At 38.5% G+C, this 16,347-nt stretch carries 11 protein-coding genes and 1 tRNA gene; 4 read left to right on the top strand and 8 right to left on the bottom strand.

Features of this window, described 5'->3' with window-relative positions:
- Positions 1-2: 2 nt before the first annotated feature.
- On the top strand, positions 3-359 hold the full coding sequence (locus ACEN82_RS11745; RefSeq protein WP_413322463.1) for a DUF7009 family protein: 357 nt from the start codon (positions 3-5) through the stop codon (positions 357-359).
- Between the two features lie 40 nt (positions 360-399).
- On the opposite strand, the gene ACEN82_RS11740 is transcribed toward ACEN82_RS11745, so the two are convergent.
- Both ACEN82_RS11740 and ACEN82_RS11735 read right to left on the bottom strand, forming a co-directional pair.
- On the bottom strand, positions 400-633 hold the full coding sequence (locus ACEN82_RS11740) for a hypothetical protein (protein ID WP_413322464.1): 234 nt from the start codon (positions 631-633) through the stop codon (positions 400-402).
- A gap of 4 nt (positions 634-637) precedes the next feature.
- On the bottom strand, positions 638-4,147 hold the full coding sequence (locus ACEN82_RS11735) for a beta strand repeat-containing protein (RefSeq protein WP_413322465.1): 3,510 nt from the start codon (positions 4,145-4,147) through the stop codon (positions 638-640).
- Between the two features lie 528 nt (positions 4,148-4,675).
- On the opposite strand from ACEN82_RS11735, the gene ACEN82_RS11730 reads away from it, so the two are divergent.
- Positions 4,676-5,005, top strand: a complete 330-nt coding sequence (locus ACEN82_RS11730) for an ArsR/SmtB family transcription factor (protein WP_354482998.1) — start codon at positions 4,676-4,678, stop codon at positions 5,003-5,005.
- 14 nt (positions 5,006-5,019) lie between these two features.
- Here ACEN82_RS11730 and ACEN82_RS11725 read toward each other — a convergent pair whose 3' ends face one another.
- Positions 5,020-6,174: a hypothetical protein gene (locus tag ACEN82_RS11725; protein ID WP_255485253.1), complete on the bottom strand. Its 1,155-nt coding sequence runs from the start codon at positions 6,172-6,174 to the stop codon at positions 5,020-5,022.
- A gap of 703 nt (positions 6,175-6,877) precedes the next feature.
- Here ACEN82_RS11725 and ACEN82_RS11720 point away from each other — a divergent pair.
- A complete protein-coding gene (locus tag ACEN82_RS11720; RefSeq protein WP_354483001.1) occupies positions 6,878-7,213 on the top strand; it encodes a hypothetical protein in 336 nt (111 codons plus the stop codon).
- Between the two features lie 173 nt (positions 7,214-7,386).
- A tRNA-Ser gene (locus ACEN82_RS11715) sits at positions 7,387-7,476 on the top strand.
- A 749-nt stretch (positions 7,477-8,225) separates the two neighbouring features.
- On the opposite strand, the gene ACEN82_RS11710 is transcribed toward ACEN82_RS11715, so the two are convergent.
- From ACEN82_RS11710 to ACEN82_RS11690, 5 genes are all read right to left on the bottom strand, one after another.
- Positions 8,226-9,491 (bottom strand): hypothetical protein, encoded by a 1,266-nt coding sequence (locus tag ACEN82_RS11710; protein WP_413322467.1) that lies wholly within the window; start codon positions 9,489-9,491, stop codon positions 8,226-8,228.
- Between the two features lie 145 nt (positions 9,492-9,636).
- On the bottom strand, positions 9,637-10,953 hold the full coding sequence (locus ACEN82_RS11705; protein ID WP_413322468.1) for a hypothetical protein: 1,317 nt from the start codon (positions 10,951-10,953) through the stop codon (positions 9,637-9,639).
- A 188-nt stretch (positions 10,954-11,141) separates the two neighbouring features.
- Entirely contained in the window at positions 11,142-12,773 is a 1,632-nt protein-coding gene (locus tag ACEN82_RS11700; protein WP_413322469.1) for a DUF6734 family protein, read from the bottom strand.
- A gap of 46 nt (positions 12,774-12,819) precedes the next feature.
- Positions 12,820-15,621 (bottom strand): TonB-dependent receptor, encoded by a 2,802-nt coding sequence (locus ACEN82_RS11695; RefSeq protein WP_413322470.1) that lies wholly within the window; start codon positions 15,619-15,621, stop codon positions 12,820-12,822.
- Complete coding sequence (locus ACEN82_RS11690; RefSeq protein ID WP_413322471.1) at positions 15,618-16,343, bottom strand: hypothetical protein; 726 nt, start codon at positions 16,341-16,343, stop codon at positions 15,618-15,620. Before ACEN82_RS11690 ends, ACEN82_RS11695 begins: the two co-directional genes overlap by 4 nt.
- Between the last annotated feature and the right edge of the window lie 4 nt (positions 16,344-16,347).

Here is a 16,347-nt window from a genome sequence, read left to right as displayed (position 1 = left end):
AAATGAAGATCAGAATAAAAGGAAACTCGCTGCGCTATCGCTTAACCAAAACTGACGTAGAAAACTTTGACAGGGACGGTTATCTGGAAGAAAGCATCAATTTTGGTTCACAAGTATTTAAATATGCATTGCAACGCTCTGCAACTGAATTTTTAACTGCCGGTTTCAGCGATAACACCATAATTATGTATATGCCGGCCGCGATGGCCGTTGAATGGGCAAGCACCGACCGTGTTGGTTACGAAAGCAACAACCAGATGTACCTGCTTATTGAAAAAGATTTTAAATGTCTGGATAATGTGGCTGAAGACCAAAGTGACAATTATCCTAACCCATTGAGTTTAAAACTTCAGCATTAAGCCAGGAAGGCGTAAATAAAAATCAATTAAACCGAAGTTATCATGAAGTTTTGGCGTGGTTATTTAATCTTAAATGCCGAACGGTAAAAAATAGCGCAACTAAAATCAAAATCCATACCCAGGTGTCCAGCGGGCAACCGTCGGGGCCGCCATCATTGCCATCGCAAAGACCATCTCCCGGATCGGCAAAACTCCAGGATACAGTGAGCAGGTTGATTATTATAATAGCTAATATTGTTTTCCATTTTGATTTAATCATAGCTAATTCAAACATGTTGTTATTGTCTAAAAAACATTCCACTCCCAATTCTATCTCCTGTGCCTTCATTAACTGCAACTACTATGTAAAGCCCGCGGCTCAAGCTATTAACATTTTCCTGTATAGTATTTGTGCCTGTTGCCGATAGTCTTCTCACAATAGCCCCCGAAGGGCTGACTATATCAATCCTAACAGGCCTGGTTGATGTTTGTTCTACCTTGATATTGACTGTACTGGCTGAAACTACGGTTGGATATACCAGAAATTTAGTTACTCCGGCGCCAGGTCGGATCTCAAAATTAAGGTTCTCGGAGAGTTTATTTTCCCCGGTTACCAGGGTTTGGCCAAGGCGGTAGATTATCTGTCCGCTACCAGGAGTTTGGTCTGTATAATTATATTTACCGATACCTGTTGACTGCAGGCTATCTATAGTCAAAAACGTTTTGCCCCCATCAGCACTTTTTTGAACAGCGAATTTGGTAAAGTTGCTTTCATTATTGGTTTCCCAGTTCAGGGCTACCCCTTCAGTAACTTTCTTTCCTGTAAAGGTCAATAAACGGTAATCATGGCCCGGCACGATACCGATTTTAAGATAAAACCTGTCATGTGCATAGCTTGCCGGGTTCGATTCTACTTTGAATGCGTATTCGGAGTTATGTACAACATCAAGCGAATCGTTGGTGTATTTATCCTTTAGATAAATTGAATACCTTGCATCTATATTCTTTTTTACGGGCGAGGTAAGTTTATACGTGCCATAATTCGAGAAAGTAACGATCAGGTTTACACGTTTTAACTTCTCGAGATTACCTGTGTAATTAGCAAAACACCCTACCGAATCGCTGCTTAACGAGTAAAACAAATCACCCTGCCCTGATGGCCGATAATAGGGTGCATCTTCGCCAGGAACAAACTTGTCTGTAGCATTTTTATCAAAATTGATATCGGTAGAGTTGTGGACTATCGTATCCTGCACCAACTCCATGGTAAGACGGGGCAAAGGGCTTTCAATATCATTGGTAGCTTTGCTCGCAAACGAAGCGTCAATATTTTTACTTGGGTTGCCAACGACATTGAATATTGGATTAGATGAAGGAGAGTTTGAGTAAAGAGAATAGGCCACCTTCATTGACTCATCAAATTTAAGCGCTGACGCAGCTGTTGCTAATATGAAAAAACCCTGTCCTGACAAAGCATAACGACTCGCACCTGCTCCGACACTATTAGTACTGGCATCATACAAAGCAAACTTGGTTGAAGAACTATTGGTGCCCGTACTTGCGTCTTTTACCAGCATATAATAAAATTTGTGAACACTCCCGTTTACAGTATAAAGTTTATTAAGGTCAATTACTGACGCATAAGGGTTACCAATAAGATTAAGTCCTTTCTTTGTTGAGACGGTTGAATTGAATGACAACGCCTGCGGAGCACTTACTGCTGTAGCCGTATAATAAGTTGGCGGCGTAGATGGAAAATTAACAATATTGGCCGTTAACGCGGCATTGGTAACGGCTGAGCCAGTGCCTTTAATAACTGTACCGAAAAAATATAATGTAGCGTTATCCGTCGCCGGAAAAGGCCTTACAAAAGGGTTAACCACGCTTCTGCTGCCTCTGAAATAATATAAAAAACCATTAGCAGCAGGCAAGCCCTGGCTTGTTGAGCTAAATGGCTTATACTCGTTATTTACCACCTGATTGGGGTCGGTACTGAGAGGCGCGTTTTCATCATATACAAAAACAGACGGACTATTATTAGTGGCGGTCGCATTGTCAAACCCGTTTGTAGAACCTCCCGGCCCCGTAATATAAGTTGTTGCAATAAGAGGGATGAGATTATAGGTAGAAAGCGAACCTGTTGTTTGAAACGTGGTTGTACCATTAAGCACCGGCGATGAAAGCAGCATATACCGGCGCAAAGTACCTTTTACAAAACGTTGAACATTTATGCTACCAGTTATACTGCTGATGAAACTACCCGATACAAGACTGCCGATGCTGGCGTCCCCGGCCGAAGTAGACAGCAACGTAAGCGATGTCGTTGTTGATGTGGCATTACCTACTGCAAGCGTTGAGGCGGCACTTGCTGATGGCGTTACATTTAACGTATACAATGGAGCAACTGTAAATTTGCTGCCTGATGCCATTGTTTTGGTTCCGCCACCAGTGAAGGTTACGTTATAAAAATTTGTACCGGTGCTTGTAGCATCTGTGAGCGTTTGCGTTGTACCATCAAATGATATCAGCGCGGATGCATTTGGTGTAAAAGTGCCTGTATTGGTGTAGTCCTTGGCAATGGATAAGGCACCCGTACCCATATTCATGGCGCCGGCATTGCTGAGCGTTCCGTTTACGTCAATTGATCCCGTACCACCGGTAATCGTCGCAGCTGCATTATTAGTCCAGATGGCAGCTGTTGAACCAGCCACACCAATTTTGGTAGCCGTATTGGTTGCATTGGAAAATGACACATTTGAATTTGTGGTAAATGTGGAATCGATATTTAAATAACTTGTTTGACCAGCCGTTGTACCACCAATAACAGCTGTACCGCTGCCTTGTATAATGAGGTTGTCATAAGTGCGATCTGTAGCCGCGTTTGGGTTTACAGGCCCGCCACCCGAGCCAAAACCCTGAACTGAAGTAGTATAAATCACTGGGTTAGCCCCTTTATAATTAACAGTAGCTTTACCTCCATGGTCACCATAAAAATTACAGGACGCATAAGGTACAGGTATCGTTCCGATGGCGTTTGTGGCATTAAGGATTAATGTTGGATTTACAACCGTATTAGTGGTTTTATATGATGTGAGGGCATTCACCGTAAAGTAAGCGCCGTTCTGACTGGTAACACTGTGATTTGTAAAGGTTATCTGGTTATTTATGGTCATAGTCCCCCCTTCCAATCTGAATCCACTTCCATTTTGTTGTTTTACGTTCAGATGTATATTTACATTGTTGCTGACTGTTAGTGTGTTGACCTCCGAAAACAAAAATGAAAAACTACCATAGGTGGCTGAATTAGTACCGATCTGTATGTTTGTGCAGGAGATCGTACCGGTTCCCCTTATATCATTGAAAATGGTACCACTTGCATTGGTATTGACATCCTGGGTGATATCACCTGTTATGGTCAGTGTCGCGCTATTTACAGTTAATATTGTTCCGGTTAGCGATGTGCCCGCTAAGACGCCTCCTGAAACGTATTGAATCCGTCCAAAAGTGATTGAAGCCACTGTAACGTTTGCCGAAAGGACCGGTTGGTTTGTGTAAGTAGAGCCTGTAACACCAAAGCGAACAATGTCGGCAGTACTTCCGCCCTGACCGGGGTATGAGGTTGTTGTCGCTCCTCCAACAGTCCAGTTATCCGGATTGCTCCATAAAGTGCCGTTTATATAACCACCAGAACATAAAAAACCTGAACATGTTCCCGCGCCGGTCCAATCAAAAGTAGTCGCAAAAGCGAGCTTATTTATGAAGAGTGCACAGATTGATAGCAGGATAATTTTCAAATAGCTTATTTTCAAGATTTTTGTGCGCTTGGTTTTAAATTGTTTCTTTATACGTTATACATTTCCTTCAGGTTATATTTCAATGCAAAAAACAAGTTACAATTAATTAATAAGCAGAAATAAAACAATACAAATCCCCCTATCATTTGATTTGATCGGCCCGCTTATCGGGAGTAGTATTAATATCCTTAGCGTAACCATCTAACGGCGTAAAAAGAATAATACAATAAGATGATCACGAACTGTTATTAACAATACGTATCAAGAGAACTTTAAATTTCAGGCAAAAAACAATTCGGCCTGGCGGCTGATACTTTTTTTAACCCAAGCCTAAAATCTTTTTTTCCTGTTTACTACCACAGAAGTATAATACGATTCAGAAACAATATAAAATGTATTCGACGATAATATGAGTTTTCCAGACCCAGACTTTCAGAAGCAAGATTCAATTTTTATGTAATCTTATGAAGATTAGATGAAGGCTCCGGCCGACAGTTGTTCATGTTTAAATATGAATTATATATTTGTAACTCATATTTAAACATGGCTAATCATAAAAAGACTGAGTTTGCCGCAACAGATCAGGACATATCAATGGTAGCAAAGGCGCTGTCGCACCCTGCAAGAATCGCAATCATGCGTATTTTGGCACAGCACAAGCATTTTACCTGCGGCGAAATAGTTGAAATACTCCCTTTAGCGCAGCCAACGGTATCCCATCATTTAAAAGAATTAATGGATGCCAGGCTGATCACCGTTGCAATTGATGGTAAAAAATCATTGTATGATGTAAACTGGCCAACCTGGAACAAGTATACAGCCGAGTTTGAAAATATGCTCAGTGCTATTAACAATGCGGACCAGCAGACCTGATCTGCCTTGTTAACTTATGGGTTATATTCATACACAACCTTATAAGGTACCTGTTTAAGTGAAGCAGACACCTGTCCTATCCTCAGATCGCGCAGTTGTGGGGTGGGCTCACAAAAGGAATAAGCTTTTCCTTTATAAAGCAAGGGTTTCCCCATCGGTTTATTAAACTGCACTGCCATAGTTATATGAGTTGGATATAACACCGCGATCATCGGCAAATTGTATATTTCTTTAACAAGGTAAAAAAATAACGCGGCACGATCATCGCAGTCGCTGTATTGGGCAAACAGCGTTTCTTCCGGGCTCAACCGTTTCTCCCGGCCGAAATTCATATCATCATTTTCATATAAAAAGGCATATCGGGTAAAATGCATCAAGTAATCAACACCTTTTTTGATACTCATGCCGTCCACATTTTTTTTTAGCAGGGGGATCAGCGATCCATAAGTTTCTTTACTCAGCGGAATATTGAAGTAAGATTCAAAATCTACAACCGGATAATTCTTGAAAATGGAATCAATCAGCGGGTTAAGCTTAATCCTGAAATAGTATGCTTTATGCCGGTAGGTAAACTGCAGATCCTTTTCAACATAGTCCGCAGGCGCAAAATCAGGCATGCTCGTAACCTTATATGAAAATGAGTTTATTGCACCGGGCACATTGATATCAACAGGAATAGCCGGTTGTATTGTAAGATCGGTACCCGGGTAGTCATGAATGTTAAGACACATGTACTTTTTATCATCAACCGTATAAGAAGGAATATCTGATACATCTTCATTGTTGTAAACATAAAAAATGATTTTTTTTCCGGCCAGCGCCAATCGTGCGTCATAGCCCGATTTAACCATCAGGAACCATTTACACAAGGTGTACGTATTGTAATTTTTTTCTTTAGGGCTTATTTGCTGGGCAGTTTTGCGCACGAGCTGGTAATACAGCCAGTCATTAAGCTGGTGATCTTGTTTATAACTCAATAATGCATTAAGCAAAGATTTATAATTACCGGCATCAACATTGGTATAAAAGCTTTTTATGTTATTTACCGATAGTCCGCTTGTGGTATCGCTAATAGTTAAAGCATCAGCATTAAATGTACCATCATAAAAAGCAAAACAAATCCGCCCGTTACTTTGAGCAAACAAATTAGCTGTACTTAAAAGTATCAAACAAGGGAATAATATTTTAACATATCTGCCCATAGCAAACACATCATTTTACTTATAAAGGTTAAAGCATTTTGGTTTATGTCTAAATATACAAAATTGCAAATTAAAACATCAATTGACTTAATATTATTTTAATCGTTTAACAACATACTATTAATATTACACGCATAGATTTGAATTGGAAAATTATGATGCATGAGGACAGAAACATTAGGTAAAAGAATACTATGCTTATTTATAGCTATAGGGTATTTCTTTTTTTCGTGTTTGTATGTTACACGATGTCCCAAAATTGCAGGTCATGTCAAAACAGGAAAGTATTTAACGCTTAACAACGGAACGGTAAAACAAAACGGTCCGGTTATTTCGAGTGCAAATAACGGTAAATCGGCACCTGTTCTCTTTTTATCCCGCCCGCGGGTCATTTTCGGCAAAACCTTAGCTGCATTAAATAATCAATTCAGGTTAATTCGTACTTGTGAGTTATGTCCGTTCCTGTTCATATCAGAATATGACACTCAAAGCAGATTTCGATCTCACAAGGTTTTTTACGCTGCTAACATTTTTTCCATTACCTGTACCTGGAAAATCTGATTTGTCAACTTCTCTCCTGCCAGTACCTTTTACAACGTTTTCTTATTACCTGCATTTACAGCGATTAATGCTGTACTATTAATTTATTTAAAAATCGTGTAGACAAGTTATGCCTTATTTCAACTTAAAATTTTCAAATACCGATAATGAACTGGCTAATTTTGCGAAAGCCCTTGCATTGCCGGTCAGGATTGCCATTGTTCGTATCATTATAGCTAACGGCAATTTAGTACCCAAAGAAAGTTTATATAGCATCCCGTTTAACCAGGAGACAATAACCAAACATATTGCCGAATTAAAACGGATGGGTATTTTAAAGGCTTGTGGTTTACGCGGTTCAATTAAATACAGTATTGACGAGCGGTTGTTTCGTCAAATGGCCGATGGATTTGCCATGCTATTTGAAAGTATAAGGAGATTTGAACATGATCTGCCGGACTATTAAACTTGATTATACGAGCATTGAGGTGATTTTCTGAACGCAAGATGATTAATTACAAAAAAAAATCAATTATAATAACCTGATAAACAGGTACTGCGTTATAACATTTACTTAACCTGTGCTTAAAATACCAATTCAGATTTGGCAATTCGGTTCAGATTTGTACTTTTGCGCCCGGAGAGTTGGCAGAGTGGTCGATTGCGGCAGTCTTGAAAACTGTTGAACTGTGAAAGGTTCCTGGGGTTCGAATCCCTAACTCTCCGCCAAGTATTATTCAATTAGGATCAAAAGCGCTGTAAATGAACTATTTACGGCGCTTTCTGTTTTTAGCCCTCACCAAAATAAACCGATCAATCGCGTTGTTCCGGTACCCGTGGGTGACCTTTTTCAAGGTAAGCTTGCCGATCACCGGAACGCTTATAAGTCTCCTTAGATTGGCGAAGAGGGGGCAATATCACTGGTATATCCAAATTACCGCCTGAAACCGTCATTTTTCAGGGCGCAAAAAGGGCGCAGGAAAGAATTTAATTACAGTCTATTTAAGTCCTTTCAATCACTTATTTAAATACATAAACATCTGTATAACAGTTAATTAATACATAAATGCGCCTAAAATTAGAAACTAATTTCAGGTCGCCGGATTGGTGTTCCAAAGCGTGCATTCGCAAGGATTGAAAAGGATTGGAATAAAAAAAACCTCTAAATCAGAGACTTAGAGAGTTTTGTGATCTTTAAAAATCAAGTAGGCGAAGAATTAAATTGCTCTTTGTAAACGTCATAATACTCAAGTCTTGATTCATCAGGAAATTAAAATTAATTAGTTGAGCTGAACCTAATTCTTATTATTCCATATTACTACATTAATTGATGAGTTGTAGCAATACATCCTCCATGAGCATATGTGCTTGAATTTATATTTTACTGGACGCTCCCGCTTAATCAAATAACGACCACAATCGTTACTGTTTTGCCAGTCCCTTAAGATATCCTAAGCAACCTTTTTACTAACCTTTTATCAAATCAGGTTGGAATCTACGTAAGCCGCTTTTGCCTCATATATTCTCTTTAGCTGAGCATTTGCGCGAGTAAAGTTTCTGATTAACATCTCTTTATCGTCATTATTTCCTTTTGACACATCAGAATAGCCGAAGTATTTTTGCACCGAAATAAACGGGAAAAACACCATTTTATTAATCACCATTTTGGAAAGCAGAATATCCGCAACTACATTATTATTATAGGGTTCGTCCAATATTTTTTGAAATACAGGTTTATACAAAATAGTAAATTGTGTACAATGGGAATAGCCTATCCAGGCTCTATTATTGGTAATGGGAAGGGCCTTAATCAATCCACAGATACCACCCAACAGCATCTCGGCCTGCTGCAAATAAGCCTCCATAATATTTTTAAGTAAAAATGACCTGGAGTAGTCGGATGTAAACTCATGATCATCTTCACAAATAATAATTACATCATCCCCGTTTTCAATAGCTAGTTTTATAATTTCACGAACGGTTTCCCATAAGCCCACGGCGCCGACTGGATTTTTACAGGCCTCTATTATCTGGATATTGAACTCATCCTTCCCAGCAAATTGCCCTTTTATATGTTCCAGTCTTTCCGTTCGTTCCGGCAGATTAATTATATATGTTGGAATAATGACGTTATCATAGTTTTCTTCATTTAAGGCATCTGCATTTTCGATTGAAAATGACTTATAAAAGGCAGAAATGCATTCTATTAGTTCAACTTGTTCCGAAGCATTGAAACTTGGTCGTTTTACGCGTGCCTCATTAGTATCCGACTTTAAACCGGCACCTTTTGGCTCTGTCAAATTTGATATAAATGGATATATAAAGAATTGTCCATTCGCAATTGAAAATATATTTTTATCCGACAATAATATGTCTTCAAAAAATGGGCGAAATATAATTGTAAACTGTGATTCGGAGAAATTCTCTACCCAAAATATGTTATTTGAAACTCTTATCGCACTCCCAAATGAGGTTACGTCACCACATAAAATATCTGCACCTAACTTTTCTGCCTGCCTTATACATTCTAATAAATTATCCGTCGAATAATTGGCTGTAAATTGATGGCTGTCTTTACATATCAAAATGTAATCTGCATTTGTGCTTATTACATTTTGTACAATTTGTTGGATAGTTTTCCATAAATCACTTATTTTATTTTCATCGGTAATGGGTTCCACAAAATTCAGTGCAAATTCTTCTTTCCCATTAAACTCCTTGAGGCTATTTTCTTTAAAATCCATCCGGTCTTTGGGGTTGATAATAAAGGTGGGGATGCATTGTCTTGTCATATTCATTTTTATAACTATTAATACGTGATGAGTAAAACAATCACTGATGATTGTTCTTAAATATTTCGAATCTATACATTAGAACATACAATTCTTGTCAGGACATTTGTAAACTCGAATAAGCGGCCTTTGCTTCATATATTCGCTTTAATCTTGTGTTCTCGCGATAAAATGACTTGGCAAACAACTCTATATTTTCATGATTACCTTTAGTTACATCTGAATAGCCAAACGGCTTTTGGGCAGAGATAAATGGGAAAAACACCATTTTATTACTCAGTATCATCGAAAGCATTGCATCTGCCGTTACCGTATTGTCGTAAGGGGTGTCCAATATTTTTTGAAATACAGGTTTATATAAAATTATAAATTGCGTACAAAAGGAAGTACTCACCCAGGCTCTGTTAGTGGTAACAGGAAGGGCTTTATGGAACTCACAGATACCGCCCGAAATCATTTCCGTATGCTGTTCATGGGCTTCCAATATATTTTTAAGTAAAAGTGATTTGGAATAATCGGCCGTAAACTGATGATCGTCCTCGCAAATAATGATTACATCATCTTCGCTATCCATAGCAATCTTTACTATCTTCCGAATGCTTTCCCAAAGCCCAACCGCACCAATCGGATTTTTGCAAGCTTCGATTATTTGAACTTTGAACTCATCCTTTCCCGCGAATTGCTTTTTTATATGGTCGAGTCGTTCTGTTCGCTCGGGAAGATTGATAATATAGGTTGGAATAGCTACATCATTCAAAAACTCTTCGCCCAAGTCGTTCTGCTTTTGCCCGGAAAATTCTTGATAAAATGCGGAAATATTATCTAATATTTCAACTTGTGCTGAAGCCAACCCGCTTACATTTTCCGTTCTGCTTATTTCGGTATTGCCGGGCGTTGCGTTATCACGGACGAGTTCCTTCTTAATTGATATAAAAGGATATATAAAAAATTTACCATTGGTAAATGGGAAAGTTTTATAATCATCTGTTAGAATGGATTCGAAGAATGAGCGGAAGACAATTGTAAATGGCAATCCTGCAAAATCCTCTACCCAAAAAATATGTTTTGAAATCCTCAAAGCACTCCTGAATGTGCCCAGCCCACCACATAAAATATCGGCACCTAAATCTTTGGCCTGACTAATGCACTTAATTAAATTATTCTTTGAATAGCTATCGGTAAATTGATGGTCATCCTGGCATATTAGAATATAATCGGTTTCGGTTGCCGTCACTTTTCGGATAATATGCTGAATAGTTTTTGGTAAGCTTATTACATTATCTTCGTCCATTACGGGCGCTATAATGTTCACCAGAAATTCCTTTTTTCCTGAAAATTCTTTCAAAACAGTTTCTGTGCCATCTGTACTGTTGTTGTTAATAATAAATGCGGGGATGAAGGTTTGATTTGTCATTTCTTGTTTTGCGATTATTAGGCTGGTAAATTTGCTTCCACCTTTTATGGAATTCCCACCTATGTTACTTTTCAGAAGCAACCGATTGTTTTATTTATTTAGCTTGGCGACTTTCCAGGCTTTAACAGTAAAGGCTCAACCTACCAAGAAAAACCCAGCGTATTCAAGTTTATATAGCCTTGTTCATTTTATTTAACAGCTTTAATTATTTTAGCTTGTAACATAAGTTTTATTCTACCGATAATTAACAACTCAAATTCAGCTAAAGAAGCCTTAAGATCATCCGGCTCAAAAACGGATCTTATTTCAGTTAATACATCATTTATTGCTACCGGCTGTTCCGATATCTGTAATAAGCGCATATCCAAATCATCAATTATTGACAACGAATAGCCCTTGTAATGGCATTCCGGTATAATGCATACATAAACACTTGTTGGGGTTTCATTTAAATTTAGCGGCCGTTTCTTTAAATTTTTACTAATTTCAGTATCAAACGACCTCCAGTCAAACGAGCTTTCCGTTATTTGAACTATCTTATCTGCTACGATCTTCTTAGCATAGCTACTGTCTCTGTCAGCAAAAATGTATTCAAAATAATTAGTATGTGCAATGTCTCGTTGGTACAGAAATTCATTTGAATGTTGAGAAAAATCGTTTTCTATAGTATCATTAAGCCTTGCCTCAAATAACTTTGCGTCATTCAGCATTTTGGAATATATGGCATCATCTATATTATTTGTTTCTGTATTATCGATCGCTGCTAATACATTTTCAACTATTTTACTTTGAAACTGACGTTTGGTTTCTGATTTAATACCTGTATTCTTTTCAGATATTACCCAATCCGGATGTTGTTGGCAATCCTTCAAATTAAAATATCTATCTGTTAAATATTTTTCGGTGGGCTGATTAATAAAATAGTAATAATCCTTTTTTAAGGGAGTCTGCTGATTCTTAAACAATGCAATTATCCGGTAATAATATTCAGGATAATCCTGCCTTAACCTGTTTGCCAGTTGTTGACAAACATTCGAAGTTCTTTTATATTGACCTATCAGATGCAGGTAATTTTTGTTAAAAGGCACTTCCGTAAAATCGCCGAACGATTTATATTGGTTATCAGGAATAATCTCATCAAATAACACATTTACCTTTTTATTAAATTTAGCTGCCAGGCAATAAAAAAGATATTGCTCAAAATATATATTGAAAGCGCCAATATTAATATTGGAGAGACTGTTGACATTATTGCTTATTGTTTCCTTTGATCGTGCTGTATAAAGATTAAAAAAACTCAAGTCGTTGCCGCCTATGATCCCGGCGTTGTAGGCATATATTTTATCTTTTTTATCTTTTTCTTCTGTTACTTCAATTGGAATGTAGGTTAATCTGGGTTCCAATTCGCTAAATAAATTTTCATAAAAGCTAGTTCCAACTTCCAAATTCTGTGCTATCAAATCGCCATGAAGCAGACTTTCATCAAAGGGTTTCCAAATAATTACATCTCCGTCCACGTGTAAAAATGGTACGGCTTGTTGTGAATAGGTATGTATTTTGGGCAACCCCCATAACTCAGAGGGGTTTTGATCGAATTGATCCAAGTCGCATACTACATCTGTATAGGGTAGCCGTAAGGTATCAATTAGAGTTTTTGCTGTAACACTATCGGCATGTAATACAACCTCATCGTAATATTTTTTTAATTGCAGACAGCTTAAAGCCCAGCCCATTAAATGATATTCGGGCGAATACCATCCGGCATTAAATTTCAGCATATCCTTTTGATTACATGCCCAGGAAGTTTGAACGATTTTCATATTGGATTTTTAGTTGTGTAAATGTTCTAAGTCATTATTTAGCCGGTTAATGAATAAAGCTCCCGTCCCCCCTGCGTTTCAACGGTTGGCCGTTATGCATCGGCGTCCCCCCCCATTTTTGCAGGTTTAATTTTAGCCCCACCAAAAAATATCGACTTAAAGTATTTGACTGTGTGCAAGTTGTGGACTGCGGCGTAACCGATTGCTGTAAAAAATTGTTCTGGTGTAATAGATCGAATACATCAAAGGTGAGTGCCAAACTCTGTGTCCGCATTGAAAATCGCTTTTCAAAACCGGCATTAATTACCAGCGGGTTTTGTTTATAATTTGTAAAGCCCGATATGTAATTTTTGATGGCATTATAATGTAACTGAAAATTTCTTGGTAAATATATCTGACCATCAATCGCCAATTTGGTGGTTTGAATGGTGTTTGAAGTTGCATTTAATGTGTTGGTGAATGACCTGTTGACCTCATAACCTATGTAAGGGCTTATTATAAACTTATTATCATTTAAACTTATCTGAGGGCCAAACCTTTCATTAAAATCCCATTGGGATGTATGGTAGGATATACTATTGCTTACCGCATTGAAATAGCCATAAGTAATGCTTCCGTTTAACCCAAGATAATAGTTCCGATCATTTAATTGTTTTGAAATTGAGTAGCCGCCTGTTATTGCCTTGTCGCCGTTTATATTAACATAATTAATTTCATTGATGGTTTTATTTAATGTCGCCGAAATGGGTGCTGTGATCTGCACAATATTGGTCGCTACCTGATTATCATATAATCTTCCGTCTACATTAAAAGAAATATTAAACTTGTCATTGGGGAAATATTTGTTGTAACTGGCCGTAACGCTATGGGTAAAGGTAGGCTTAAGGTTGGGGTTGCCTATAATAATGTTATTGGGATCCGATCTGTCTATAAAAGGCTGTATTTGTTGAAACTCCGGCTCGGTGTTGATACCGGAATACGCTATTTGAAATCTTTCGGAAGTTGACCAGGAGTAGGAATACCTGAATACGGGTATGATCCTAAAATCCAATCGGGAGGTAGAAACATTATTGGCCGTATTATTGTCTACCTGTGTGCCTGATAGTGCGGTAGGTACAAATGTAGCCCCCAGGGATAAATTGCTCTTTCGGCCGCTATACCGGTAATCAACCGTGGCCCTTGTTTCTGTAAACGAAAAATGATAAGTATTCTCCAACCGGGTGAGTTCCTGTAACTGACCATTCGCCAACACCGTATCCGATATCGCTTTATTGTCATAAACTGCGTTTCTTATTTGTCCGGTAAACTCAAGTTGCGCCCTGGCCGTTAACGGCTCAACATAAGTAACAACGGAACGATAGACTTTGCTGTTACTTGTTTTGTTAATTATTAAATGGGATAAGGAGTCTTTTACCAACGTGTTCTGCGTTGTGTCAAGGTAATAACGGTACTCAGTGCTTTTATCCCCCTTTATCTGGCTATTTGATTGAGTGAAGCCAGCCTGAATAGAAAAGTTTCTTTTGGGCTTTTTAAATGTATGCACAAATAGTGCTGTTAAACCATAGCCATGACCGGTAGTTGAATTGACTGCTTCGAGGTTTACCACCGGGTGTTCAAATCCAGTGGTAAAATAATTTAAATTACTTGTTAGCGTACTGGTGGTTGCCGAGGAATTAATATTATTGAATGTTGCGTTGATTTGGAGATAGTTGGATTTATCAAGGTTATCCTCCAGTTGAAATTTTACAGTATTGCCACGGCTTGAGTTTTTAACCGTGCTATTGTTAATGAATTTACTTAACCCATTGCTTGAATTTGCAAAGCCGTAAGTATTGCTTATTGAGTTGGTATTATTAAAATTATAAACGTAACTGCCGGTGGCCACTATTTTACTGCCCCAATCATCAGTATAACTAAAGGTAGGTGACCCGGATCGGGTTGTTCCGGGAGCGGATATCACGGAACTTGTTGGCGACGTTGAAGCGACACCATTGACAGTGCTGCTTACATTGCCAATTAAATTTATTACCCGGTTGGCATTGATATGCTGTACCGAAAGCTGTTCATTATACCGGCCATGATTTCCTTCTTGCGATACGATCCGGGCAATAGTACCAATTGACTTATCGGCCCTGGTGGTGATGTTCAATGTTTTTGAAGGGGCGCCATCTTTTATCCCGGTCCGGGCAGCCTGATCTCCATAATCATCAACTATCTGAATTTTATCCACGATGGAAGCCGGCAAATTCTGGATGGCCTGTGCTACATTTCCCCCTCCAAATACTTTTCCGTTAAGCTTGGCTTTTGTCACTTGTTGACCCTGGTGTACCAGTGTCCCATCTGCTCCAACCTCCATTCCCTCCATCTTCTTCAGTAACTGATCCACGGTAGAGTAAGCGGGTACTTTATAATCGCTGGCCCTGTATTGGACGGTGTCCGTTTTATAAACAATCGTGGGCGTTCCGTTAACGTTGACTTGTTTAAGCTGATAATATTGATCTTTGAGTATTATTGGTGCCAGTACAATTTTTTTTGTCTCCTCATTATTTAAATACCGGCTCACCTTGGTTGTAAATCCTACTTCGGATACGGTAAGTAAAAATGTCGCCTCTCTTACATTCTCGAATATAAAAATCCCATCTTTATCAGAGCTTGTCGCCATCGAATCTTTTGCAGACTTTAGTATGACCGTAGCCCTGGCAACCGGCGTTCCGGTACTGTCCTGTACAATCCCGCTAACCTGGCGAAACTCCCGCGCAGGCAACTTCGGTGCGTCTTTATTGATAATTTGTTGCGCCTTCAAATTTGTCGCTACCATTAAAAAAAGGATAAAAAAAATATGTTTCATTTTATCCCTCTCATTAAGCTGTTAATTAAACGGTGAAATAAAGTGGCTTTGGCTGTTATAATTTCGGCGTCGGCTATCATCCCGTTCTTCAATAATAAATATCCGCTTCTATGGTTATCAAAAGCCACCTCTGCGACATATTCTCCTGTTTTTACTTGATCATCGGTAACATACCTGATTACACCGTCCAACGTACGTTGGTCATCAACAGGATTTCTAAGTTTAATTAATACTGTTTGCCCTGATTTAACCTTATAAATATCATTTTGCGAAACAATCATTTCTCCGTAAAACCCTCTATTCTCACCAACTATAAAAAATACATTCTGATTAGGATGTAATTGTTCATTTTCATGTATCACCCCCGCATAAATTAATTGCCCATCTACCGGTGCTTTAAGGTTCTTTCTGCCGGTCGAATTTTCGAGGACTGCCAAATAATCGTCTTTCTTGACGGAGCTATTATTTTGTACCAATATCTTGATTAATCTCGCCGAATCTTTTATTGACAAGCTATATGGTGAGTTTACCGAATGTATTTTTATCTGTGTTTGAATAGCTTCGGGATAGCTTATAGTTGATGAAATGAACACACATATTATTGCGATAGCTAATACCAGACTTATTCCCCACCTATACAACCACATTGGCGGTGTACCGATAATATCCTGCATTTCTTCAGCATGTACCGGCTCTTCTTGATTTAATAATTCCTTTGCCATGTAA

This window comes from Mucilaginibacter sp. Mucisp73, assembly GCF_059491465.1.
This window is presented reverse-complemented; position numbering and strand designations above follow the sequence as displayed.

Coding starts and splice junctions, on each gene's coding strand:
- ACEN82_RS11745 (WP_413322463.1), top strand. CDS start 3: ATGAAGATCAGAATAAAAGGAAACTCGCTGCGCTATCGCTTAACCAAA.
- ACEN82_RS11740 (WP_413322464.1), bottom strand. CDS start 633: ATGTTTGAATTAGCTATGATTAAATCAAAATGGAAAACAATATTAGCT.
- ACEN82_RS11730 (WP_354482998.1), top strand. CDS start 4,676: ATGGCTAATCATAAAAAGACTGAGTTTGCCGCAACAGATCAGGACATA.
- ACEN82_RS11720 (WP_354483001.1), top strand. CDS start 6,878: ATGCCTTATTTCAACTTAAAATTTTCAAATACCGATAATGAACTGGCT.
- ACEN82_RS11710 (WP_413322467.1), bottom strand. CDS start 9,491: ATGGATTTTAAAGAAAATAGCCTCAAGGAGTTTAATGGGAAAGAAGAA.
- ACEN82_RS11705 (WP_413322468.1), bottom strand. CDS start 10,953: ATGACAAATCAAACCTTCATCCCCGCATTTATTATTAACAACAACAGT.
- ACEN82_RS11700 (WP_413322469.1), bottom strand. CDS start 12,773: ATGAAAATCGTTCAAACTTCCTGGGCATGTAATCAAAAGGATATGCTG.
- ACEN82_RS11695 (WP_413322470.1), bottom strand. CDS start 15,621: ATGAAACATATTTTTTTTATCCTTTTTTTAATGGTAGCGACAAATTTG.
- ACEN82_RS11690 (WP_413322471.1), bottom strand. CDS start 16,343: ATGGCAAAGGAATTATTAAATCAAGAAGAGCCGGTACATGCTGAAGAA.